General features: G+C 65.0%; 24 protein-coding genes. 19 read left to right on the forward strand and 5 right to left on the reverse strand.

Features of this window, described 5'->3' with window-relative positions; genetic code table 11:
• The first annotated feature begins 102 nt into the window (after window positions 1-102).
• The 6 genes from EN857_RS11260 to EN857_RS11285 all read left to right on the forward strand — a co-directional run bounded on the left by EN857_RS11260 (window position 103) and on the right by EN857_RS11285 (window position 5804).
• Entirely contained in the window at window positions 103-369 is a 267-nt protein-coding gene (locus tag EN857_RS11260; RefSeq protein ID WP_127282518.1) for a DUF2277 domain-containing protein, read from the forward strand.
• Window positions 370-376: 7 nt separating this feature from the next.
• Entirely contained in the window at window positions 377-1297 is a 921-nt protein-coding gene (locus EN857_RS11265) for a pirin family protein (protein ID WP_127391315.1), read from the forward strand.
• Between the two features lie 107 nt (window positions 1298-1404).
• On the forward strand, window positions 1405-3318 hold the full coding sequence (dxs, locus tag EN857_RS11270; RefSeq protein WP_127391314.1) for a 1-deoxy-D-xylulose-5-phosphate synthase: 1914 nt from the start codon (window positions 1405-1407) through the stop codon (window positions 3316-3318).
• 149 nt (window positions 3319-3467) lie between these two features.
• Window positions 3468-3755, forward strand: coding sequence for a hypothetical protein (locus EN857_RS11275; RefSeq protein ID WP_127391313.1), 288 nt, complete (start codon window positions 3468-3470; stop codon window positions 3753-3755).
• Between the two features lie 43 nt (window positions 3756-3798).
• Window positions 3799-4566, forward strand: coding sequence for a TlyA family RNA methyltransferase (locus EN857_RS11280; protein ID WP_127391312.1), 768 nt, complete (start codon window positions 3799-3801; stop codon window positions 4564-4566).
• Window positions 4563-5804, forward strand: coding sequence for a class I SAM-dependent RNA methyltransferase (locus EN857_RS11285; RefSeq protein ID WP_135858553.1), 1242 nt, complete (start codon window positions 4563-4565; stop codon window positions 5802-5804). The genes EN857_RS11280 and EN857_RS11285 overlap by 4 nt, the downstream gene beginning before the upstream one ends.
• Window positions 5805-5808: 4 nt before the next feature.
• On the opposite strand, the gene tldD is transcribed toward EN857_RS11285, so the two are convergent.
• Entirely contained in the window at window positions 5809-7221 is a 1413-nt protein-coding gene (gene tldD, locus EN857_RS11290; protein ID WP_127392057.1) for a metalloprotease TldD, read from the reverse strand.
• 129 nt (window positions 7222-7350) lie between these two features.
• On the reverse strand, window positions 7351-7899 hold the full coding sequence (locus EN857_RS11295; protein WP_127282511.1) for an invasion associated locus B family protein: 549 nt from the start codon (window positions 7897-7899) through the stop codon (window positions 7351-7353).
• A gap of 378 nt (window positions 7900-8277) precedes the next feature.
• Between EN857_RS11295 and coxB the strand changes: the two genes are divergently transcribed.
• The 13 genes from coxB (at window position 8278) to EN857_RS11360 (ending at window position 18758) form a co-directional block, all read left to right on the forward strand.
• A complete protein-coding gene (coxB, locus tag EN857_RS11300) occupies window positions 8278-9144 on the forward strand; it encodes a cytochrome c oxidase subunit II (RefSeq protein ID WP_187331211.1) in 867 nt (288 codons plus the stop codon).
• 37 nt (window positions 9145-9181) lie between these two features.
• Complete coding sequence (gene ctaD / locus EN857_RS11305) at window positions 9182-10834, forward strand: cytochrome c oxidase subunit I (protein ID WP_135858555.1); 1653 nt, start codon at window positions 9182-9184, stop codon at window positions 10832-10834.
• Between the two features lie 79 nt (window positions 10835-10913).
• Complete coding sequence (locus EN857_RS11310; protein ID WP_127392058.1) at window positions 10914-11858, forward strand: heme o synthase; 945 nt, start codon at window positions 10914-10916, stop codon at window positions 11856-11858.
• A 2-nt stretch (window positions 11859-11860) separates the two neighbouring features.
• Window positions 11861-12022 (forward strand): hypothetical protein, encoded by a 162-nt coding sequence (locus EN857_RS11315; protein WP_127282507.1) that lies wholly within the window; start codon window positions 11861-11863, stop codon window positions 12020-12022.
• Between the two features lie 8 nt (window positions 12023-12030).
• Window positions 12031-12660, forward strand: coding sequence for a cytochrome c oxidase assembly protein (locus tag EN857_RS11320; RefSeq protein ID WP_127392059.1), 630 nt, complete (start codon window positions 12031-12033; stop codon window positions 12658-12660).
• A 1-nt stretch (window position 12661) separates the two neighbouring features.
• The gene (locus EN857_RS11325) at window positions 12662-13543 is read left to right on the forward strand and encodes a cytochrome c oxidase subunit 3 (protein WP_127282505.1); all 882 of its coding nucleotides are present in this window, start codon (window positions 12662-12664) and stop codon (window positions 13541-13543) included.
• An 82-nt stretch (window positions 13544-13625) separates the two neighbouring features.
• Window positions 13626-14012 carry a DUF983 domain-containing protein gene (locus tag EN857_RS11330; protein WP_127392060.1) on the forward strand — a complete coding sequence of 129 codons (387 nt, stop codon included), beginning with the start codon at window positions 13626-13628 and terminating at the stop codon, window positions 14010-14012.
• A complete protein-coding gene (locus tag EN857_RS11335) occupies window positions 14009-14764 on the forward strand; it encodes an SURF1 family protein (protein ID WP_187331210.1) in 756 nt (251 codons plus the stop codon). The genes EN857_RS11330 and EN857_RS11335 overlap by 4 nt, the downstream gene beginning before the upstream one ends.
• Before the next feature lie 95 nt (window positions 14765-14859).
• The gene (gene ispH / locus EN857_RS11340) at window positions 14860-15864 is read left to right on the forward strand and encodes a 4-hydroxy-3-methylbut-2-enyl diphosphate reductase (RefSeq protein WP_127392061.1); all 1005 of its coding nucleotides are present in this window, start codon (window positions 14860-14862) and stop codon (window positions 15862-15864) included.
• 7 nt (window positions 15865-15871) lie between these two features.
• The gene (locus tag EN857_RS11345) at window positions 15872-16834 is read left to right on the forward strand and encodes a homoserine kinase (protein WP_127392062.1); all 963 of its coding nucleotides are present in this window, start codon (window positions 15872-15874) and stop codon (window positions 16832-16834) included.
• Window positions 16831-17361 carry a ribonuclease HI gene (rnhA, locus tag EN857_RS11350; RefSeq protein ID WP_127282501.1) on the forward strand — a complete coding sequence of 177 codons (531 nt, stop codon included), beginning with the start codon at window positions 16831-16833 and terminating at the stop codon, window positions 17359-17361. The genes EN857_RS11345 and rnhA overlap by 4 nt, the downstream gene beginning before the upstream one ends.
• 41 nt (window positions 17362-17402) lie before the next feature.
• The gene (locus EN857_RS11355; protein ID WP_127282500.1) at window positions 17403-17996 is read left to right on the forward strand and encodes a histidine phosphatase family protein; all 594 of its coding nucleotides are present in this window, start codon (window positions 17403-17405) and stop codon (window positions 17994-17996) included.
• 99 nt (window positions 17997-18095) lie between these two features.
• Window positions 18096-18758, forward strand: a complete 663-nt coding sequence (locus EN857_RS11360) for a hypothetical protein (RefSeq protein WP_127282499.1) — start codon at window positions 18096-18098, stop codon at window positions 18756-18758.
• A 16-nt stretch (window positions 18759-18774) separates the two neighbouring features.
• Here EN857_RS11360 and EN857_RS11365 read toward each other — a convergent pair whose 3' ends face one another.
• The 3 genes from EN857_RS11365 to EN857_RS11375 all read right to left on the reverse strand — a co-directional run bounded on the left by EN857_RS11365 (window position 18775) and on the right by EN857_RS11375 (window position 20739).
• Complete coding sequence (locus tag EN857_RS11365; RefSeq protein ID WP_127282498.1) at window positions 18775-19251, reverse strand: DUF2938 domain-containing protein; 477 nt, start codon at window positions 19249-19251, stop codon at window positions 18775-18777.
• 83 nt (window positions 19252-19334) lie between these two features.
• Window positions 19335-19814 carry a peroxiredoxin gene (locus EN857_RS11370; RefSeq protein WP_127282497.1) on the reverse strand — a complete coding sequence of 160 codons (480 nt, stop codon included), beginning with the start codon at window positions 19812-19814 and terminating at the stop codon, window positions 19335-19337.
• Between the two features lie 118 nt (window positions 19815-19932).
• The gene (locus EN857_RS11375; RefSeq protein ID WP_135858558.1) at window positions 19933-20739 is read right to left on the reverse strand and encodes a protein-disulfide reductase DsbD domain-containing protein; all 807 of its coding nucleotides are present in this window, start codon (window positions 20737-20739) and stop codon (window positions 19933-19935) included.
• Window positions 20740-20779 lie beyond the last annotated feature (40 nt).

Genomic DNA, 20779 nt, shown 5'->3' on the forward strand with positions numbered 1-20779 from the left:
TGTATTGATATTCAGCCGGCCTGCAAATGGCGGCTTCCTGAGCTTCCGGTGGTGCACAATCCGGGCAGGAGGGGATCGGGCAGCAGGTAAGGAGTTTAAGCTATGTGCCGCAACATCAAGACCCTGGCCAATTTCGAACCGCCGGCAACCAATGACGAAGTGCATGACGCGGCACTTCAGTTCGTGCGCAAGCTGAGCGGATCGACCAAACCCTCAAAGCGCAATGAGCACGCCTTCCATCACGCCGTCGAGGCGATCGCCGCCATCGCGCGTGAATTGATCGACTCGCTCGAGACCAACCAGGAGCCACGCAATCGCGAGGAAGAGGCGGCCAAGGCGAAGGCCAGGTCCGCCCTCCGTTTCGCCTGAGGTCGAGATGAGCTTCTTTCCGGGAAACGATCCTGAGCCTGGCGATGCGTTCGCCTGCGACCAGATCGAGCTGATGGTCGTACCCAACGCCAAGGACATTGGTGGCTTCGAGGTTCGCCGCGCGCTGCCCACCGCGAAGCGTCGTCTGGTCGGCCCGTTCATCTTCTTCGATCGCATGGGCCCGGCCATCCTGCGCGCCGGCCACGCGCTCGATGTGCGCCCGCATCCCCATATCGGCTTGTCGACGGTGACCTACCTTTTCGATGGCAAGATCAGGCATCGCGATTCGCTCGGCACCGAAATGGTGATCGCGCCGGGCGATGTGAACCTGATGACCGCCGGCCGCGGCATCGTCCATTCCGAGCGGACGCCGGAGGAACTGCGCGGCGCGCCGATGTCGATCTCCGGCCTGCAGACCTGGCTGGCGCTGCCGGACGGTAAGGAGGAGGTTGCTCCGGTCTTCGAGAACACGGCCGTGATCCGCTTGCCCGAGATCGATGCCGAGGGCATCAGCGGCCGCGTCATCATCGGCGCTTTTTCCGGTCTGCGCTCACCGGTAACCGCAGCCTCGGACACCCTTTATGCCGATCTGAGGCTGGCGCCCGGCGCCAGCGTCAAGATCCCGCCCGATGCCGAGGAGCGCGCCATCTACACGCTGGAAGGCGAGGTCTCGATTGCGGGCGACCGTTTCCCGGCCGAGCGGCTGCTGGTGTTCAAACCGGGCGACGAAATCGTCGTTTCGTCCGAGCGCGGCGCCCATTTCATGCTATTCGGCGGCGCCTCGCTCGGCTCCAGGCGCTACATCTGGTGGAACTTCGTTTCGTCGTCGAAGGAACGCATCGAACAGGCGAAAGAGGAATGGAAGACCGGCCGCTTCGATATCGTTCCTGGAGACGAGGAAGAGTTCATTCCGTTACCGGACAATTAACGCCAGAAGCATCCGCGTCATTGACACGCATTTACATTCGCCGGGCGGCGGCATATTTCGCCCATGATCAACGTGCATGAACGTCAGGTTTGACCAGGCCCTTAGCCGTGAACGCAAAGCCCGATACGCCGCTCCTCGACAAGGTCCGCATCCCCGCGGATCTGAGGACGCTTGACGAAAGCGAGCTGCCGCAGCTCGCTTCGGAGCTGCGCGCAGAGCTGATCGACGCCGTCTCGCACACCGGCGGCCATCTTGGCGCCGGGCTCGGCGTGGTCGAGCTGACCGTTGCGCTCCACTATGTCTTCAACACCCCGGACGACCGGCTGATCTGGGATGTCGGCCACCAGGCCTATCCGCACAAGATCCTGACCGGCCGGCGCGACCGCATCCGCACCCTGCGGCAGGAGGGCGGCCTTTCCGGCTTCACCCGGCGTGCCGAGAGCGAATACGACCCGTTCGGCGCCGCCCATTCCTCGACCTCGATTTCCGCCGGTCTCGGCATGGCGATGGGCCGCGACCTCTCCGGCGGCCGCAACAACGTCATTGCCGTCATCGGCGACGGCGCCATGTCGGCCGGCATGGCCTATGAGGCGATGAACAATGCCGGCGCGCTCGATGCCCGGCTGATCGTCATCCTCAACGACAACGACATGTCCATCGCGCCGCCGACCGGGGCGATGAGCGCCTATCTGGCGCGGCTCGCCTCCGGCAAGGCCTATCTCGGCCTGCGTGATTTCGGCAAGAAGCTGACCTCTTATCTCGGCAAGCGCGCCGATCGCGCCATCACACGAGCCGTCGAGCATGCGCGCGGCTACGTCACCGGCGGCACGCTGTTCGAGGAGCTCGGCTTCTATCACATCGGCCCGATCGACGGGCACAATCTCGAGCACCTGATCCCGGTGCTGAAGAACGTCCGCGACAATGGTGACGGCCCGGTGCTGATCCATGTCGTGACCCAGAAGGGCAAGGGCTACGCGCCGGCCGAAGCCGCCGCCGACAAATATCACGGCGTCAACAAGTTCGACGTCATCACCGGCGCGCAGGCCAAGGCGCCTGCCAACGCGCCGAGCTACACCAAGGTCTTCGCCGAAAGCCTGGTCCAGGAGGCGCGCGAGGACGACCGCATCGTCGCCATCACCGCCGCCATGCCGAGCGGCACCGGCCTCGATCTCTTCGGCGAGGCCTTCCCGGCCCGGACCTTCGATGTCGGCATCGCCGAGCAGCATGCCGTGACCTTCGCCGCCGGCCTCGCCACGGAAGGCTACAAGCCTTTCTGCGCCATCTATTCGACCTTCCTGCAGCGCGCTTACGACCAGGTCGTCCACGACGTGGCGATCCAGAAGCTGCCGGTGCGCTTCCCGATCGACCGCGCCGGCTTTGTCGGCGCCGACGGCGCCACCCATTGCGGCGCCTTCGACACCACCTTCCTCGCCTCGCTGCCGGGCTTCGTCGTCATGGCCGCCGCCGACGAGGCGGAACTTCGCCACATGGTGCGCACCGCCGCTCACTATGACGAGGGTCCGATCGCTTTCCGCTACCCGCGCGGCAACGGCGTCGGCGTCGACATGCCGGAGCGCGGCTCGGTGCTCGACATCGGCAAGGGCCGCATTCTCAAGGAAGGCACCAAGGTGGCGCTGCTTTCCTTCGGCACCCGCCTGCAGGATTGCCTGATCGCTGCCGAGGAACTCGGCGCCGCCGGGCTTTCCGCCACCGTCGCCGACGCCCGCTTCGCCAAGCCGCTGGACGAGGATCTCGTGCGCCGGCTCGCCCGCTCGCATGAAGTGCTGGTGACGGTGGAAGAGGGCGCGGTCGGCGGCTTTGCCAGCCAGGTGCTACAGTTCCTCGCTCATCAAGGCCTTCTGGAAGGCGGCCTCAAGGTGCGCCCGCTCGTGCTGCCGGACGCGTTCACCGATCACGCCAAGCCCGAGAAGATGTACGCCGATGCGGGCCTGGACGCGGCCGGCATCGTGCGCACGGTGTTCGCCGCCCTCGGCCACGCGGCCAGCGCCAGAAGCGCCTGACTCAAGATATCAGCATCCTGAATCGCTTTGCCGGCTTGCTGTCGTAATCGATTGTTTACGCTGCCATTTGGCGCTTTGCTTACCCTGTCTCTTGGCCGTTTCTCAACGGCGGCCTGCTAGAAGCCTGCCGAGGGATAGGGGCAACGACAATGAACAGGTTTCTGTGCGGCATCGCCTTTTTGGCGCTCGCCGCTGGACCGGCGAAGGCCGAGACGCGCTACGACCGCAATCTCGAAAAAGCGGCGATGGACATAGTCGCCGGCAAGATCGGCGACATCCGCGGCGGCTTCTCCTACAAGCAGGTTCCGCAGCTCGTCGTGCTGCCCGAGAACGCGCCGGCGGTGCCGGTCGAGCCGCAGCGCCGGCAAGCTTCCGGCGACGGGAATGACGGTCTGGCGCCCGCCGTCGAACGGCCGGATTCGCGGACCATCTTCTAATCCCCTTCTTGCCTTCGCGACCGGCTTTCGCCAAGGAAGGCCGATGAACTCCACTTTGCTAGCCAGCGCGCGCCTCAGGCTCGACGAACTGCTCGTCCAGCGCGGCCTGTTCGCCAGCCGCTCGCGCGCCCGCGACGCCGTCGAGCGCGGCACAGTGACGGTTGACGGCACCATCGGCCGCAAGCCCGGCCAGAGCGTCCAGGCCGATTGCCACCTCGCAATCGACGACCCAGCGCAGGCTTATGTCTCGCGCGCGGCGCTGAAGCTGATCGCCGGCCTTGACCGGTTCGGCCTCGACCCCACCGGCAGCGAAGCGCTCGACATCGGCGCCTCGACCGGCGGCTTCACCCAGGTGCTGCTCGAGCGCGGCGCCGCGCACGTCACCGCGATCGATGTCGGCCACGGCCAGATGCATCCGGGGATCTCAGGCGATCCGCGCGTGACAGTCATCGAGGGCCGCAATGCCCGCGATCTCTCGTCCGCCGACCTGGGCGGCGTTGTCCCCGATTTCATCGTCTGCGATGTCAGCTTCATCTCGCTGAAGCTGGCGCTGCCGCCGGCGCTTGCCATCGCCGGGGATGGCGCCAGGGCGCTGCTTCTGGTCAAGCCGCAATTCGAGGCCGGCCGCGAGGCGATCGGCAAGGGTGGCCTGATCAGGGATCAGGCTGACGCCGAACGCATCGCCGGCCTGCTCGGCGACTGGCTTGGCGGCATTCCCGGTTGGCGCGTGCTGGGGCGGCATCCTTCGCCGATCGAGGGCGGCGACGGCAACCGCGAGTTCCTGCTCGCCGCCATCAAGGATGAAAAATGAGCGCGCGTTTCACCATCGCCAGGCTTGGCTCGCAGGGCGACGGCATCGCCGAGGCCGACGGCGGCGAGGTCTTTGTCCCTTTCACGCTGCCGGGCGAGACGGTCACCGCCGCCCGCGAAAAGCACCGCGCCACGCTGATGTCGGTGCTGGAGGCATCGCCGCTCAGGATCGATCCGGCCTGCCGGCATTTCACCGAATGCGGCGGCTGCGCGCTGCAGCATTTCGAGGCTGAGGCCTACCGCCAGTGGAAGCGCGAAAAGGTTGAGCAGGCGTTGAAGGTCAAGGGTATCGCTTGCGATGTTGCCGCGCTGGTGCCATGCGCGCCCGAGACGCGTCGCCGGGTCGTCTTCAGCGCCCGGCGCACCGAGGCCGGCATGCTGCTCGGCTTCGTGCGCGCGCTTTCCTCGGAGATCATTCCGATCGAGGAATGCCCGATCTCGCTGCCGACGATCGTTGCCGCGCTGGGTCGCCTGCGGGCGTTGGCCGACCTGGTCTGCGCCACTTCGAAAGCCTTCCACATGACCGTCACCGTGACCGCATCCGGTCTGGATGTCGCGGTCCAGGACGGAGGCAAGCTGGGCGATCATCAGCGCCGCATCGCGTCGAATTTCGTCACCGCCGAGGGGTTGGCCAGACTATCGGTCGATGGTGAGATCGTCGTCGAGCCGAAGAAGCCTGTGGTGCAGTTTGGATCGGTCGCCGTAGCCGTGCCGCCCGGCGCTTTCATCCAGGCGACCGAAGCCGCCGAGCGGACCATGGCCGAGCTGGTCGGCCAGCACCTGTCGCGCGCAAAAAAGGTCGCCGACCTGTTCGCCGGCTGCGGCAGCTTCGCGCTGCGGCTTGCGGCGAAGTCGGAGGTTCATGCCGTCGAAGGCGACGCGCCGGCCCTTGCAGCGCTCGACCGCGCCTTCCGTTTTGCCAGCGGACTGAAGCGGGTGACGAGCGAGCGCCGCGACCTGTTCCGGCGGCCGCTGACGTTCAAGGAATTGAACGCCTTCGACGGCCTGGTCTTCGATCCGCCGCGCGCCGGAGCCGAGGACCAGTCGAAGCAGATCGCCCGCTCGGACGTGCCGCTGGTGGCCGCAGTGTCCTGCAACCCGGTGACGCTGGCGCGGGATCTGCGCATCCTGATCGATGGCGGTTACGCGCTGAAAAGTGTCGCTCCGATCGACCAGTTCCTGTGGTCGCCGCATGTCGAGGCCGTCGCACTGCTGGAGAAGCCGAAGCGAAGGCGGTAATCGCTCAAACCCTGGTGCCGCCGACCGTCATCTGGTTCATCCTCAGGTGCGGCTGGCCGACGCCCACCGGCACGCCCTGTCCGGCCTTGCCGCACATGCCGATGCCGTTGTCGAGCTTCATATCGTTGCCGACCATGGTGACGCGGTGCATGGCGTCCGGCCCGTTGCCGATCAGCATCGCGCCCTTGATCGGCTGCGTCACCTTGCCGTCCTCGATCATGTAGGCCTCGGTGCAGCCGAAGACGAATTTGCCCGACGTGATGTCGACCTGGCCACCGCCGAAGGAGACCGCGTAGATGCCGTTCTTGACCGAGGCGATGATCTCTTCCGGCTGCATGTCGCCGGCGGTCATGTAGGTGTTGGTCATGCGCGGCATCGGCTGGTGCGCATAGCCTTCGCGCCGTCCGTTGCCGGTCGCCTTCATGCCCATCAGCCTCGCGTTCTGGCGATCCTGCATGTAGCCGACCAGCTTGCCGTCCTCGATCAGCACGTTGCGCGCCGAGGGCGTGCCCTCGTCGTCGACGGTCAGCGAGCCGCGCCGTTCGGGTAGCGTGCCGTCGTCGACGACGGTGACGCCTTTCGCCGCCACCTGCTGGCCCATCAGCCCGGCGAAGGCCGAGGTCTTCTTGCGGTTGAAGTCGCCCTCCAGCCCGTGGCCGACGGCCTCGTGCAGCATGACGCCCGGCCAGCCACTGGAGAGCACGATGTCGAATGTGCCGGCCGGCGCCGGCACGGCCTCGAGATTGACCAGCGCCTGCCTCAGCGCCTCCTTGGCTGCGTGCTTCCAGCTCTCCTCGACCAGGAACTCGCCGAAGCTCTTGCGGCCGCCCATGCCGTAGGAGCCGTTTTCCTGGCGGTCGCCGCTGCCGACCACGACCGACACGTTGATCCTGACCATCGGGCGGATGTCGCGCACCATCTGGCCGTCGGCGCGCACGATCTCGACATGCTGCCAGGAAGCCGCCAGCGAAGCCGTCACCTGACGCACGCGCGGATCCTCCGCGCGCAGCCAGGCGTCGATCTCCTGCAGCAGCTTCGCCTTGGTCTCGAAGGAAGGCGAGGGGATCGGGTTTTCCTCGCCATAGAGATGGCGGTTGGTGCGGGCGGGCGGCGCGGCAAGCGTGCCGGAATAGCCGCCCTTGACAGCCGAGACGGCGTCGGCCGCGCGCAGCAGCGAGGCTTCGGAAAGATCGCTCGAATGCGCATAGCCGCTGGCCTCGCCGGCCACCGCGCGCAGTCCGAAACCCTGGTCTGTGTTGAAGTTGGCGGTCTTCAGCCGGCCATTGTCGAACATCAGCGCCTCGCTCTCGCTGTATTCGAGGAAAAGCTCGCCGTCGTCGGCGCCGCTGATGGTCTCGGCGACGATCTTCTTGATGCGATCGTCGGAAATGTCGAATTGGCCGATCAGGCTGTTCATGGCAGGTCCGTCCGCAGGATTGGTCGTTTCCCCCGATGTAGGGGCGAAGGCGCGCCGAGACAATCGGCAACAGCGCCGATCACCGGCGGTGTCAGGCCCCCGACGTCGTCGAAGCCTTGCCGGCCAGGATCAGGGGAGGGCGGCAAAACCGTCGGCGAAACCCTTGAGGTCGACGGGAATGCCGATGCCTTCTTCCGGCGTCTGGAAGACGATGAAGGTGGCCGAGGTGCCGGTCTTCAGCGTATCGAGCAGCGGCTTTTCGAGGATCACCTCGGCATAGCAGCCGTCCTGGAAGCAGCGCACGAAATAGGCCCGCCCGATGTCCTTGCCGTCGACGTTGAGGCCAAGCCCGTTGGGCAGGAGAACGCCGAGCGGCGCCAGCACGCGCAGGATCTCGGCCTTGTTGTCGGCGGTGCGCAGCACGACCACCGACAGCCCCATCTCCGGACGGTCCTCGGCGACGACGTTCTGCATCATCACGCATTGCTCGGAGGTCGCGCCGGCCGGCGTGTCGCAGATGATCGACCACGCGCCATGCGTCGAGCGCACCGTGCCGCTCGGTTGCTGCGCGGCATTGGCCTGGGCAGCATTCGACGCGCCAGTTCCGGACAGGCCGGCGCCAAGCACGGCGGCGAGAAAGATGACCTTCGCCAAGGTTCTCGAAAGCCAGGGTCTCATGACGGCTCCATTGCGAATCACGGCACTTTGAAGCCGCGCGACTGCCAAGTAAAGGACGGGACCGGGGCCGGCCCGCCCGGATATGGGCAATCAAGCGCTTTTCCAAGCCAATTTCGCCCGAATTGCGACCGTCCGGCGGACTGCCCCGGGGTGTTCGTCGCCGATCACGCGGCGGTGATCGGCAGAGGCCGCTTTGCCCTCTTCAAGGCGCGGCTGCACTTGCGCGCAAAAATGCCGCACGGTTTCCTCCGCTCCTTTCTTGCGGAGGCAATTAGAGTATGGTTTGAACCACCCTTGGGACTGTCCGGGATTCCCGTCCCGGCGCTATTCGATATTCTTGCGCGCACGGCCGCGAGGAAATGGGAGATGATGAGGGCGATGAGAAAATTCCTAGCAAGCGCCGCTGCCGCCGCCGCAGTCTTTGCCGGCGCATCCGCCCATGCGGCCCAGCCGCAGCCGTGGGAGATGACCTTCCAGCCCGCCGCCACCGACATCATGCGGCAGGTCACCTGGTTCGAGCACTACACGCTGTGGTTCATCGTGCCGATCACGCTGTTCGTGCTGTTTTTGCTCGCCTATTGCATCGTGAAGTTCCGCGCCAGCGTCAATCCGGTGCCCTCGCGCACCAGCCACAACACGCTGATCGAGGTGATCTGGACGGTCGGGCCGGTCGTCATCCTGCTTTGCCTTGCCATCCCTTCCTTCCAGCTGCTGACCGCGCAATACACGCCGCCGGAAGAAGCCAAGCTGACCCTGAAGGCGACCGCAAACCAGTGGAACTGGGACTATGAGTACCAGGTCGACAAGACGCTCACCTTCAACTCCGCGATCCTCCAGGACGCCGACCGCGCCGCCGCCGGCAAGGAAGACCGCAAGCTTTATCCGCGCCTGCTGGCCGTCGACAATGAGATGGTCGTGCCGGTCAACACCATGACCCGCGTCCTGGTGACGGCGACCGACGTGATCCACGCCTTCGCCATGCCGTCCTTCGGCGTCAAGACCGACGCCGTGCCCGGCCGCATTAACGAGATCTGGTTCAAGGCCGAGAAGGAAGGCCTCTACTACGGCCAGTGCTCGGAACTGTGCGGCAAGGATCACGCCTTCATGCCGATCGCCATCCGCGTCGTCTCCGACGCGCAATACAACACCTGGCTGGCCGCAGCCAGGACCGACCTGCCCGGCGCCAACAAGGCGCTGATGGCCGAGGTCGATGCTCAAGACAAGGTAGCGGCCGCCGGCAACTGATGCCGCGGCCAGGAAAGATCAGGGAACGGAGCGGAACATGGCAGAGGCTGCAGCTCACGACGATCACGACCACAAGCCCTATCATGGCTGGGTCCGCTGGGTCTATTCGACCAACCACAAGGACATCGGCACGCTCTATCTGATCTTCGCGATCTGCGCGGGCATCATCGGCGGCGCGCTCTCGGTCGTCATGCGCATGGAGCTGCAGGAGCCGGGCATCCAGATCTTCACCGGTCTGGCGCAGATGGTCTACGGCATGAGCGGTGACGCCGCCATCGAAGGCGGCAAGAGCATGTACAATGCCTTCACCACCGCGCATGCGCTGATCATGATCTTCTTCATGGTCATGCCGGCGCTGATCGGCGGCTTCGCCAACTGGATGGTGCCGATCATGATCGGCGCGCCGGACATGGCCTTCCCGCGCATGAACAACATCTCCTTCTGGCTTCTTCCGCCGGCCCTGATCCTGCTGCTCACCTCGATGTTCGTGCCGAGCGCGCCGGGCGCCTTCGGTGTCGGTGGCGGCTGGACGATCTATCCGCCGCTGTCGACATCCGGTCAGCCTGGGCCCGCCATGGACCTGGCGATCCTGTCGCTGCACATCGCCGGCGCTTCGTCGATCCTCGGCGCCATCAACTTCATCACCACCATCTTCAACATGCGCGCGCCGGGCATGACGCTGCACAAGATGCCGCTGTTTGCCTGGTCGGTGCTGATCACCGCCTTCCTGTTGCTGTTGTCGCTCCCGGTCCTGGCCGGCGGCATCACCATGCTGCTCACCGACCGCAATTTCGGCACCACCTTCTTCACGCCGGATGGCGGCGGTGACCCGATCCTGTTCCAGCACCTGTTCTGGTTCTTCGGTCACCCGGAAGTCTACATCCTGATCCTGCCGGGCTTCGGCATCGTCAGCCACATCGTCTCGACCTTCTCGAAGAAGCCGGTGTTCGGCTACCTCGGCATGGCTTACGCCATGGTCGCGATCGGCGCCGTCGGCTTCATCGTGTGGGCGCACCACATGTACACGACCGGCCTGTCGCTCGACACGCAGCGCTACTTCGTCTTCGCCACCATGGTCATCGCGGTGCCGACGGGCGTGAAGATCTTCTCCTGGGTCGCCACCATGTGGGGCGGGTCGATCTCGCTCAAGACCCCGATGCTGTGGGCGATCGGCTTCATCTTCCTGTTTACGCTGGGCGGCGTCACCGGCGTCCAGCTCGCCAATGCCGGCCTCGACCGGCCGCTGCATGACACCTATTACGTCGTCGCGCACTTCCACTACGTGCTGTCGCTCGGCGCCGTCTTCGCCATCTTCGCCGGCTGGTACTACTGGTTCCCGAAGATGACCGGCTACATGTACTCGCCCGTCATCGCCAACACCCATTTCTGGGTCACCTTCGTCGGCGTCAACCTGATCTTCTTCCCGCAGCACTTCCTCGGCCTGTCGGGCATGCCGCGCCGCTACATCGACTATCCGGATGCCTTCGCCGGCTGGAACATGGTCTCGTCCTACGGCTCCTACATCTCGGCTGTCGGCGTCGTGATCTTCCTCTACGGCGTGTTCGAAGCCTTCCAGAAGAAGCGGGTGGCCGGCGCCAATCCGTGGGGCGAGGGTGCGACCACGCTGGAATGGCAGCTGCCGTCGCCGCCGCCGTTCCACCAGTGGGAACAGCTGCCGAAGATCAAGTAGGCGGCAGCCTTGCTTGAATACGAGACCGCCGGCTCGTCCGGCGGTCTTGGCCAACGGAAATAGTGGACTTTAAGTACGCATGGCCCTTGTCGACGAGAGATTGATTGACGAAGCGGGCTTTCGCATGTCGGAAGCGACGGCGGGTGATTTCTTCGCCCTCCTGAAGCCGCGCGTCATGTCGCTGGTGGTGTTCACCGCCTTTGTCGGCCTGGTTGCGGCGCCCGTCACCATCAATCCGCTGCTGGCGGTGATCGCCATCCTGTCGATCGCTATCGGAGCGGGCGCCTCCGGCGCGCTCAACATGTGGTACGACGCCGACATCGATCGGGTGATGACCAGGACCAAGAGCCGTCCGGTTCCGGCTGGCCGCGTCACGCCCGGCGAGGCGCTGAGCTTCGGCCTGGTGCTGTCGGTGCTGTCGGTGATGACGCTGGGCGTGCTGGTCAACTGGCTATCGGCGTCGCTTCTTGCCTTCACCATTGTCTTCTACGCAGTCATCTACACGATGTGGCTGAAGCGCTGGACGCCGCAGAACATCGTCATCGGCGGTGCCGCCGGCGCCATCCCGCCCGTCATCGGCTGGGCGGCGGTGACCGGCAATGTCAGCCTGGAAAGCCTGATCCTGTTCCTGATCATCTTCCTGTGGACGCCGCCGCATTTCTGGGCGCTCGCGCTGTTCAAGTCCGAGGACTATCAGCGCGCCGGCATCCCGATGATGCCGAACGTCGCCGGGCAGGCCTCGACCCGCCGCCAGATCTTCGCCTATTCGGTCATCCTGGCGCCGGTTGGCGTGCTGCCCTGGGCGCTTGGTTTCACCACGGCAGCCTATGGCGCCGTTGCCGCCGTGCTTGGCGCCGGCTTCGTCTGGTACGCCTGGAAAGTGCTTGGCATGGCCGATGACGACAAGGAGATGAAGCCGGCCAAGGCGCTGTTCGGTTATTCGCTGCTCTATCTCTTCGCCATCTTCGCCGTCTACCTCGCCGACTGCGTGGTCGGGCGCGCGCTCGCCATGGGGGGGATGTGATCGTGGCCGACAAGAACCTCGAGCTCGTAACGCTGACCGAACGCCAGCAGAAGGCGCGGCGCAGCCGCTCGGTCGCCATCGGCGTGGCGCTGGCGGTGCTGGTCATCATCTTCTACATCGCGACCATCGTTAAGTTCGGCCACAATCTCTCCGGGACGATGTGAGGTCGATCATGGCGCGCGAAACGGTCACCGATCCCACCAAGAAGAACACCAACCGCGTCGTCGCCGGCGTCTGCATCGCCTTCTTCGGCGGCATGATCGGCATGGCCTATGCCGCTGTGCCGCTCTACACCATGTTCTGCCAGGCCACCGGCTATGGCGGCACGGTCAAGCGCGCCACCCAGCAATATGCCGACCGGGTGCTCGACCGCGACATCACCGTCCGCTTCGACGCCAACACCGCCGGGGTTCCTTGGGAGTTCCAGCCGGTCGCCCGCTCGGTCACCATCAAGATCGGCGAGACGGTGCAGGCGCATTTCAGCGCCACCAACAAGTTCGACCGCCCCTTCACCGGCCGCGCCACCTTCAACGTGCAGCCTGAACTGGCCGGTCCCTACTTCAACAAGGTGGAGTGCTTCTGCTTCACCGACACGACGCTGAAGCCCGGTGAATCGCTGGACATGCCGGTCGTGTTCTATGTAGATCCCGACATCGTCAACGTGCCGGAACTGAAGGACTTGAAGACCATCACCCTGTCCTACACCATGTTCCCGGTCGACAAGAACAAGCCCGTCGCATCGTCGGCGCCGGCCCAAAGCACCAACAAAGTTCCGAATACCGAAGCAAGCCTCGGGGGTTGATATGGCAGACGCACACGCAAAACCACAGCACGACTACCATCTCGTCGACCCCAGCCCGTGGCCGTTCCTGGGCTCCGTCGGCGCCCTGGTGACCGCCATCGGCGGCGTCTGCCTGATGCAGTATCTGAAGGCCGGCAGCTTCCCGATCTTCGGCCACAACATCGCCAATCCGTGGCTGTTCTTCATCGGCCTCCTGATCGTGATCTACACCATGTTCGCCTGGTGGTCCGACACCATCAAGGAAGCGCATGAGGGCCATCACACCCGCGTCGTGTCGCTGCATCTGCGCTACGGCATGATCATGTTCATCGCTTCCGAGGTGATGTTCTTCGTCGCCTGGTTCTGGGCCTTCTTCGACGCCAGCCTGTTTCCGGGCGAGACGCAGCAATATGCCCGCACCGCCTTTACCGGCGGCGTCTGGCCGCCGAAGGGCATGGAGGTCCTCGACCCCTTCCACCTGCCGCTCTACAACACCATCATCCTGCTTTTGTCGGGCACGACGGTGACCTGGGCGCACCATTCGCTCATCCATGGCGACCGCAAGGGCCTGATCAACGGCCTCGTGCTGACCGTCGGCCTCGGCATGCTGTTCACCATGGTGCAGGCCTACGAGTACATGCACGCGCCGTTCGGCTTCAAGGATTCCATCTACGGCGCCACCTTCTTCATGGCCACCGGGTTCCACGGCTTCCACGTCATCATCGGCACCATCTTCCTGCTGGTCTGCCTGGTGCGCGCGATGAAGGGCGACTTCACCCCGAAGCAGCATTTCGGCTTCGAGGCGGCTGCCTGGTACTGGCACTTCGTCGACGTGGTCTGGCTGTTCCTGTTCAGCGCCATCTACGTCTGGGCCTCGAACGGCGCGATGATCGAAGCCCACTGACAGCAGTCCGAGGAATGTGACGAGGCGGCTGCGGCGACGTGGCCGCCTTATCTTTTGCTCGTAATGATCTAGGATGCCTGCAATGAGCGAGGACAAGGCCATCTGGCCACCGATCGAGCCGATCTCGGCCGGCCTGCGCGGCCGCTGCCCGCGCTGCGGCGAGGGCCGGCTGTTTTCGGGCTTCCTCAGCGTTGGCAAGCGCTGCGTCAATTGCGGCCTCGACTATTCCTTCGCCGATGCCGGCGACGGGCCTGCCGTGTTCGTCATCCTGATCATCGGATTCATTGTCGTCGGCCTGGCGCTGTGGATGGAGGTGACGCTCGGGCCGCCGCTCTGGGTGCACCTGCTGCTTTGGATACCGCTGGCCCTGGCGCTGTGCCTGACGGCGCTCAGGCTGATCAAGGGCGTGCTCGTGACGCTGCAATACCGCAACAAGGCCGCCGAGGGCAGGCTGGACACCGACCAATGAGCGAGGCATCCGGCGTGGCGGCGGGCCGCTCGCGGCCGAAGCGGGCGTTGCTGCTCATCCTCGGCATGGCGCTGTTCGCCGTCCTGATCGGCCTTGGCACCTGGCAGGTCCAGCGCCTGCACTGGAAGGAAGGCCTGCTCCAGACCATCGAGCAGCGCACGCATTCGGCGCCACGCCCTCTGGCCGAGCTCGAAAAGCAGTTCGCAGCCACAGGCGACGTCGACTACACGCCGGTCACGGTGACCGGCACCTTCCTGCACCTGGGCGAGCGCCATTTCTTCGCCACCTGGGAAGGCGCCTCCGGCTTCGACGTCTTCACGCCCCTGCAGCTCGACGATGGCCGCTTCGTGCTCGTCAACCGCGGCTTCGTCCCCTACGACCTGAAGGATGCTGCCAAGCGGCCGCAAGGCGAGGTCGCCGGCAAGGTCACGATTACCGGGCTCGCCCGCAATCCGCTGGCGGGCAAGCCCTCGATGATGCTTCCCGACAATGATGTGCAAAAGAACATCTTCTACTGGAAGGACCGCGATGCGATGGCTGCGAGCGCCGGCCTGCCCGCCGGGGCCGGACTGGTGCCGTTCTTCATCGATGCCGACAAGACGCCGAATCCCGGCGGTCTGCCGGTCGGTGGCGTCACCATCATCGATCTGCCGAACAGCCACCTGCAATACGCCGTCACCTGGTACGGCCTTGCCGCCGCGCTTGCCGGCGTCCTGCTGTTCAGGCTTCGCCGCCCGGCGAAAGCAGGGTGATGGAGACGCTGCCCTTGACAGGGCAGGGGTGCGCGCCTCATTTCGCGCCCTAGGTATTCGCGCTTGAGTTAGTTCCGATCAACCGGTCCGCAATCATGCTTCAGACAAAGCCACCGCTGACGATCAGGCTCTGCCAGCCGCGCGGCTTCTGCGCCGGCGTCGACCGCGCGATCCAGATCGTCGTGCTGGCGCTGAAGAAGTATGGCGCGCCGGTCTATGTCCGCCACGAGATCGTGCACAACCGCTATGTCGTCGAGGGGCTGCAGAGCCTGGGCGCGGTGTTCATCGAGGAACTGTCCGAGATACCTGCGGAGCATCGCCAGAGCCCGGTCGTTTTTTCCGCGCATGGCGTGCCGAAATCGGTGCCGGCCGATGCCCAGGCGCGCAACCTCTTCTACCTCGACGCCACCTGCCCGCTGGTGTCCAAGGTGCACAAGCAGGCAATGCGTCACCAGCGCCTTGGCCGCCACGTGCTCCTGATCGGTCACGCCGGCCACCCGGAGGTGATCGGCACGATGGGCCAATTGTCGGACGGCGCCGTCACGCTGATCGAGACCGAGGCCGATGCCGCCGTCTTCGAGCCGGCCGACCCCGCAGCCCTCGGCTTCGTCACCCAGACGACGCTCTCGGTCGAGGACACCGCCGGCATCATCCGGGCGCTCGAGCAGCGCTTTCCAGAGCTGCACGCGCCGGCCGCCGAATCGATCTGCTACGCCACCACCAATCGCCAGGAAGCGGTGAAGGAGACCGCCGCCGGCGCCGATCTCTATCTCATCGTCGGCGCCCCCAACTCCTCCAACTCGCGGCGTCTTGTCGAGGTCGCCGAACGCGCCGGCGCCAAGATGTCGCTTCTCGTGCAGCGTGCCGCAGAGATTCCGTGGAATGACATCGCCAGTATCTCGACGCTCGGCCTGTCGGCGGGCGCCTCGGCGCCCGAGATCATCGTCGACGAGATCATCGATGCCTTCCGGCAGCGCTTCGACGTGACGATCGAACTGGCGGTGACGGCGACCGAAACGGAGGACTTTCCGGTGATGCGGGTTCTGCGCGATGTCGAACTGACGGCGGCCGACATGGCCTTCGTCAACGGAGCCGCGTGAACAGCCCATGGCCGTCTATACCGATGTCAACGAGGGCGAGCTCGGCGCGTTCCTGAAGGCCTATCCGGTCGGCGAATTGCTGTCCTATAAGGGCATCGCCGAAGGCACCGAGAATTCCAACTTCCTGCTGCACGCCACCAGCGGTTCCTACATCCTGACGCTCTACGAAAAGCGCGTCGACAAGGCCGACCTGCCGTTCTTCCTCGGCCTGATGGGCCATCTCGCAAGGAAAGGTATTTCCTGCCCGCTGCCGGTCACCGCGCATGACGGCACCGTCATCGGCCAGCTCGCCGGCCGGCCCGCCGTCATCATCACCTTTCTCGAAGGTCTGTCGCTGCGGCGGCCGACAGCGGCGCATTGCGGCGAGGTCGGCAAGGCGCTGGCCGAACTCCATCTTGCCGGCCGGGATTTTGCGATGCGGCGACCGAATGCGCTCGCCATCGATGGCTGGCGCAAATTGTGGGACGCTTCTCGCGACCGTGCCGACGAGGTTGAGCCGGGCTTGGCGGCCGAGGTCGATGCCGATTTCGCCGATTTTGAGCGCAACTGGCCGAAGGACCTGCCGCAAGGCATCATCCATGCCGACCTTTTCCCGGACAATGTCTTCTTTCTCGGCGAGAAACTGTCCGGCCTGATCGATTTCTATTTCGCCTGCGACGACCTCTACGCCTATGACGTTGCCACCTGCCTCAACGCCTGGTGCTTCGAGAAGGATTTTTCCTTCAATCTGACCAAGGGCACGGCGCTGCTCGCCGGTTACCAGAGCGTGCGGCAGCTTTCCGGCGACGAGAAGGCGGCGCTGCCGATGCTGGCGCGCGGCTCGGCGCTGCGCTTCATGTTGACCCGGCTCTACGACTGGCTGACCATTCCCAATGGCGGGCTGGTGATGAAGCGCGACCCGACCGAATACATCCGCCGCATGCGCTTCCATCGGGCGATCAGATCTCCTTCCGAATACGGATTGCTATGACCAAGCATGTTGAAATCTTCACCGACGGCGCCTGCTCGGGCAATCCGGGCCCTGGCGGCTGGGGCGCCATCCTTCGCTTCAACGGCAAGACCAAGGAACTGTCGGGCGGCGAGGCCGAGACCACCAACAACCGCATGGAACTGCTGGCCGCCATCTCCGCGCTTGAAGCGCTGAAGGAGCCCTGCGCGGTCGAGCTTCACACCGACAGCAAATACGTCATGGACGGCATTTCCAAGTGGATCCACGGCTGGAAGAAGAACGGCTGGAAGACCGCCGACAAGAAGCCGGTCAAGAACGGCGAGCTCTGGCAGGCCCTCGATGCTGCAAATAGACGCCATCAGGTGACCTGGAACTGGGTCAAGGGTCATGCCGGCCATGTCGAGAACGAGCGCGCCGACGAGCTCGCTCGCGAAGGCATGGCGCCATTCAAGAAGGGCCCGATCAGGCCTGCTGCCGCGCCGCAGCCGGCGGCACAGCCAACACGACCGACGGTCGCAAAAGCACGGCGCTCGACGCAGAGCTATTGATTGCGGGAGCGGTCCGCTCGCCGGCAGGAAGAACCTCTATCGTGCCGATCGCATACTACATCACGCATCCCCAGGTTCAGGTCGATGCCAACGTTCCGGTGCCGGAATGGGGGCTGTCCGACATCGGAAAGGCAAGGGCGGTCGCAATGCTCGATCAGCCCTGGATCGGGTCGATCCGGCGTATCGTGTCGTCGGCTGAACGCAAGGCGATAGAGACCGCCGAAATCCTCGCGACGCGTCTGCGCCTCGCGGTCGAGGTAAGGGAGCGGATGCATGAGAACGACCGGTCGGCGACGGGTTTCCTGCCGCCGCCGGAGTTCGAAGCCGTCGCCGACCAGTTCTTCGCCAATCCAAACGACAGCATTCGCGGATGGGAGCGGGCCATCGATGCCCAGCGCCGCATCGTGAGCGAGGTCGACGCGGTGCTCGGCAACGACGATCCCGGCGATACCGCTTTCGTCGGCCATGGAGGCGTGGGGACGCTCCTGCTGCTTTCTCTGACCGGGCGGGCAATCAGCCGCGAGGCGGATCAGCCGGCGGGCGGCGGCAACTATTTCGCCTACGATATCGGCGCTCACAGCCTCATCCACGGATGGCGGCCGATCGACAGGGCCTCACCGCGCCTCGATGATTGAGTTGGCCGGACCGGGACAAATCGAGGCTTCGGATTAAATTCAATTTTACGCGTGACGCGATAGACTGCCGCGATCGACCTGGCACGAGGTATTGCGAAGATGTTCGGGCGCAGGACCTTCGGCAAGCAAAAGCACAGCTTTGCCGACCTCAAGAAGATGATGCGTCCGACGCCCGATTCCGATGGCGTGACGCGCGTCTTCTCCAAGGAACTCTGGAACGATCCGAAAATCGGCTCGATGCTGCGCGAACTCGGCTTCGCGCCGGACGACCAGCGCAACATCATGCGCACGGCCGACGACTACATCGCCCTTTTTGCAGCTGCCCGGTACCGGCTTCAGCAGCGCACCGAAACCTTCAACAGCGAGATGACGGCACGCCACGGCTATTGCCGTGCCGCTCCCTTCCTGGTCATCGGCGACACGATCTGGGACGGCGAGCACGGGGCGTTCCTCTATGCCCAGATGGATCTGATCGGCTTCGACGACTGGAATGTCGTCATGCTGGCTGCGGATGCGCGGACCACGCAATTGTGCGGCCTGCCGGCGCATCCGGGCTCGGTGCCGGCGCACACCCAGGCGATGACCGGGCATGTGATCAGATGGAAGACGCGCTACGAATTCGCGCTGGAGGAATTCGGCGTCACCGCCACCGGCGGTCAGGGCGTCACGCGAGAGCAGTTCGAGGCGCAGAAGGGCGCGCTGCGCCAGGAAATCATCGACACTGTCGCCTCGATGAAGCCACGCGCCGCCAGCGGATCGTGACCATTCGCGCCGTCCCTCAGCGGATCAGCAGGGCGGTGCCGTAGAGCCCCAGCGCGAACACCGTGTGCGCGACGAGGTTGAGGGCGCGGATCTGCATTGGATTTGGCCGCTTCGAGGCGGCCCAGCCGGCGCCCATGCCAGGCGCAAGCAGGAACCAGCCGGCGCCGACGGTGACGATCCCCAGGATGAAGGCCGGCAGGAAAGTCGGCTGGGTGAGCCAGGCCGTTCCGGCCAGCACGACCAGGATGATGCCGTAGACGATGCCAACGAAATAATGGAAAGCCCAGCCCAACGCCGCTTCATGCCGGTAGGGCACGGCATCGCCGATGTCGTCGTGGAAGATTTTGCTCCTGAGGTGCCAGACCCAGCGGCCGACCGGCCCCCAGTTCGGCCGCGGCTGGGCAAAGGCCTTGTGGAGGAAAATGGCCCAGACATCCATCAACGCCGTGGCGCCAATGCCGATCGCCACGCTGCGCCAGATCACGTCGAGCATCGGTCAGGTCCCCCAATAGGCAAGAAACGCCAAGCGCTGTCGGGCGCGATCCTTGGCGGTGTGTGGCTCGTCCCGGCTGCGGGCTAGAGCTGTTCCAGGATGTGAGCAGCGCCCGACGTGTCGACACCGGGCTTGGTCTCGACGTTGAGAGCGGTGACCTTGCCGTCTTCGACGATCATCGAAAAGCGCTTCGAGCGCAGCCCCATGCCGCTTGCCGAAAGGTCGTTGTCGAGACCGACCGACTTGGCGAAGTCGCCACTGCCGTCGGCCAGATAGAGGATCTTGTCTTCGCCGCCGGTGAAGCGCGCCCAGGCGCCCATGACATGCGCGTCGTTGACAGAGACGACGGCGATCGTGTCGACGCCGCGCGCCAGAATGGCGTCACGGTTTTCCAGATAGCCGGGCAAATGGTTGTTGCTGCAGGTCGGCGTGAAGGCGCCGGGCACGCCGAACAGCACCACCTTCTTTCCTGCGAAGATCTCGGCCGCCGTGATCGGCTTGGCGCCGTCGGCGGTCATCGTCTTGAAGGTCGCTTCGGGCAGTTTGTCGCCAACGGAGATCATGGAATACCTCGTTCGATGATTGGGAGAGATGGAGGGCAGGACGTGCCCCTGCGATAGCGAAGTCGGATGCTGCCCGCAACTGCCGGGCCGCCTGGAGCAAGAGATGTTGCGATCTGCGTCACGGGAAAGGTAGCAGACCCTCGACCGCGCCGTCGGCGCTGGTCAGCGTGTAGTGCAGCCCGCCATCGGTTGGCGTCGTCGACGGCCGGTCGAGGATCGGCACCGTGAACACCAGCTTGCCGTCCTTCTGGCTGCGCAACGGGGCGCCGAACATATAGTCCCGCTCGCCGGCGACGAAGAAGTCGGCCGCTTCCGGATCGCCCGGGAAGCTCGCTTCGACGACCAGCGTCTCATGGTCGCCCGGCAGCACGTTGACGCCGAAATCGGGCCGTGGCGGCGCCGGCAGCGCCGCGAATGCCGCCTTCACCTGCGCCGCATCCTTGGCGTTGTCCGCGTCGGAAGCCGGGTCGATGGTCAGTCGCGTCTGCACAGGAATGCAGATCGTCTCGCAGATGCCGAGGAAGACATCGGCCACGATGATGGCCGGCTGGTCGGCGGCCGACAGCGTGAAGGTCACCGGCAGCGACACCGGATGGTCGTAGCCGGCCCATTTGCCGTAGCCGTCGTCATGGCGCTGCGGTGGCGGAAACGAGAAGGCGGCGCTCGCCACGTTGGTGCTCGGCGAAATGTCGATCTGCGGCGGCACGCCAGCATCGCCAGGGTCGCGCCAATAGGTTTTCCAGCCGGGCTTCAGCGCAATGTCGAGCACGCCCTGGACGCGCCCGGCCTCGTCGGGCTTGCCGCTGGTGACGAGCCGCACCTGGCCGCCTTCGCTGTTGTACCAGATCGAGGAGGAGGCCGAGGCGGGAACGCTCGTTCCCAATCCAAAGGCGGAGCAGAGCAGCAGGATCTTCAAGCTTTGCATGGCGGTGATTTGATCGTCAGTTCATGGCTGCGCAATGATT

Source organism: Mesorhizobium sp. M4B.F.Ca.ET.214.01.1.1 (assembly GCF_004791545.1).
Lineage (GTDB): Bacteria > Pseudomonadota > Alphaproteobacteria > Rhizobiales > Rhizobiaceae > Mesorhizobium > Mesorhizobium abyssinicae.

Coding starts and splice junctions, on each gene's coding strand:
- rnhA (WP_127282501.1), top strand. CDS start 16,831: ATGACCAAGCATGTTGAAATCTTCACCGACGGCGCCTGCTCGGGCAAT.
- EN857_RS11370 (WP_127282497.1), bottom strand. CDS start 19,814: ATGATCTCCGTTGGCGACAAACTGCCCGAAGCGACCTTCAAGACGATG.
- EN857_RS11265 (WP_127391315.1), top strand. CDS start 377: ATGAGCTTCTTTCCGGGAAACGATCCTGAGCCTGGCGATGCGTTCGCC.
- ispH (WP_127392061.1), top strand. CDS start 14,860: ATGCTTCAGACAAAGCCACCGCTGACGATCAGGCTCTGCCAGCCGCGC.
- EN857_RS11320 (WP_127392059.1), top strand. CDS start 12,031: ATGGCGCGCGAAACGGTCACCGATCCCACCAAGAAGAACACCAACCGC.
- EN857_RS11275 (WP_127391313.1), top strand. CDS start 3,468: ATGAACAGGTTTCTGTGCGGCATCGCCTTTTTGGCGCTCGCCGCTGGA.
- ctaD (WP_135858555.1), top strand. CDS start 9,182: ATGGCAGAGGCTGCAGCTCACGACGATCACGACCACAAGCCCTATCAT.
- EN857_RS11330 (WP_127392060.1), top strand. CDS start 13,626: ATGAGCGAGGACAAGGCCATCTGGCCACCGATCGAGCCGATCTCGGCC.
- EN857_RS11335 (WP_187331210.1), top strand. CDS start 14,009: ATGAGCGAGGCATCCGGCGTGGCGGCGGGCCGCTCGCGGCCGAAGCGG.
- EN857_RS11260 (WP_127282518.1), top strand. CDS start 103: ATGTGCCGCAACATCAAGACCCTGGCCAATTTCGAACCGCCGGCAACC.
- EN857_RS11365 (WP_127282498.1), bottom strand. CDS start 19,251: ATGCTCGACGTGATCTGGCGCAGCGTGGCGATCGGCATTGGCGCCACG.
- EN857_RS11360 (WP_127282499.1), top strand. CDS start 18,096: ATGTTCGGGCGCAGGACCTTCGGCAAGCAAAAGCACAGCTTTGCCGAC.
- EN857_RS11310 (WP_127392058.1), top strand. CDS start 10,914: ATGGCCCTTGTCGACGAGAGATTGATTGACGAAGCGGGCTTTCGCATG.
- EN857_RS11375 (WP_135858558.1), bottom strand. CDS start 20,739: ATGCAAAGCTTGAAGATCCTGCTGCTCTGCTCCGCCTTTGGATTGGGA.
- tldD (WP_127392057.1), bottom strand. CDS start 7,221: ATGAACAGCCTGATCGGCCAATTCGACATTTCCGACGATCGCATCAAG.
- EN857_RS11345 (WP_127392062.1), top strand. CDS start 15,872: ATGGCCGTCTATACCGATGTCAACGAGGGCGAGCTCGGCGCGTTCCTG.
- EN857_RS11295 (WP_127282511.1), bottom strand. CDS start 7,899: ATGAGACCCTGGCTTTCGAGAACCTTGGCGAAGGTCATCTTTCTCGCC.
- EN857_RS11285 (WP_135858553.1), top strand. CDS start 4,563: ATGAGCGCGCGTTTCACCATCGCCAGGCTTGGCTCGCAGGGCGACGGC.
- EN857_RS11280 (WP_127391312.1), top strand. CDS start 3,799: ATGAACTCCACTTTGCTAGCCAGCGCGCGCCTCAGGCTCGACGAACTG.
- EN857_RS11325 (WP_127282505.1), top strand. CDS start 12,662: ATGGCAGACGCACACGCAAAACCACAGCACGACTACCATCTCGTCGAC.
- coxB (WP_187331211.1), top strand. CDS start 8,278: ATGAGAAAATTCCTAGCAAGCGCCGCTGCCGCCGCCGCAGTCTTTGCC.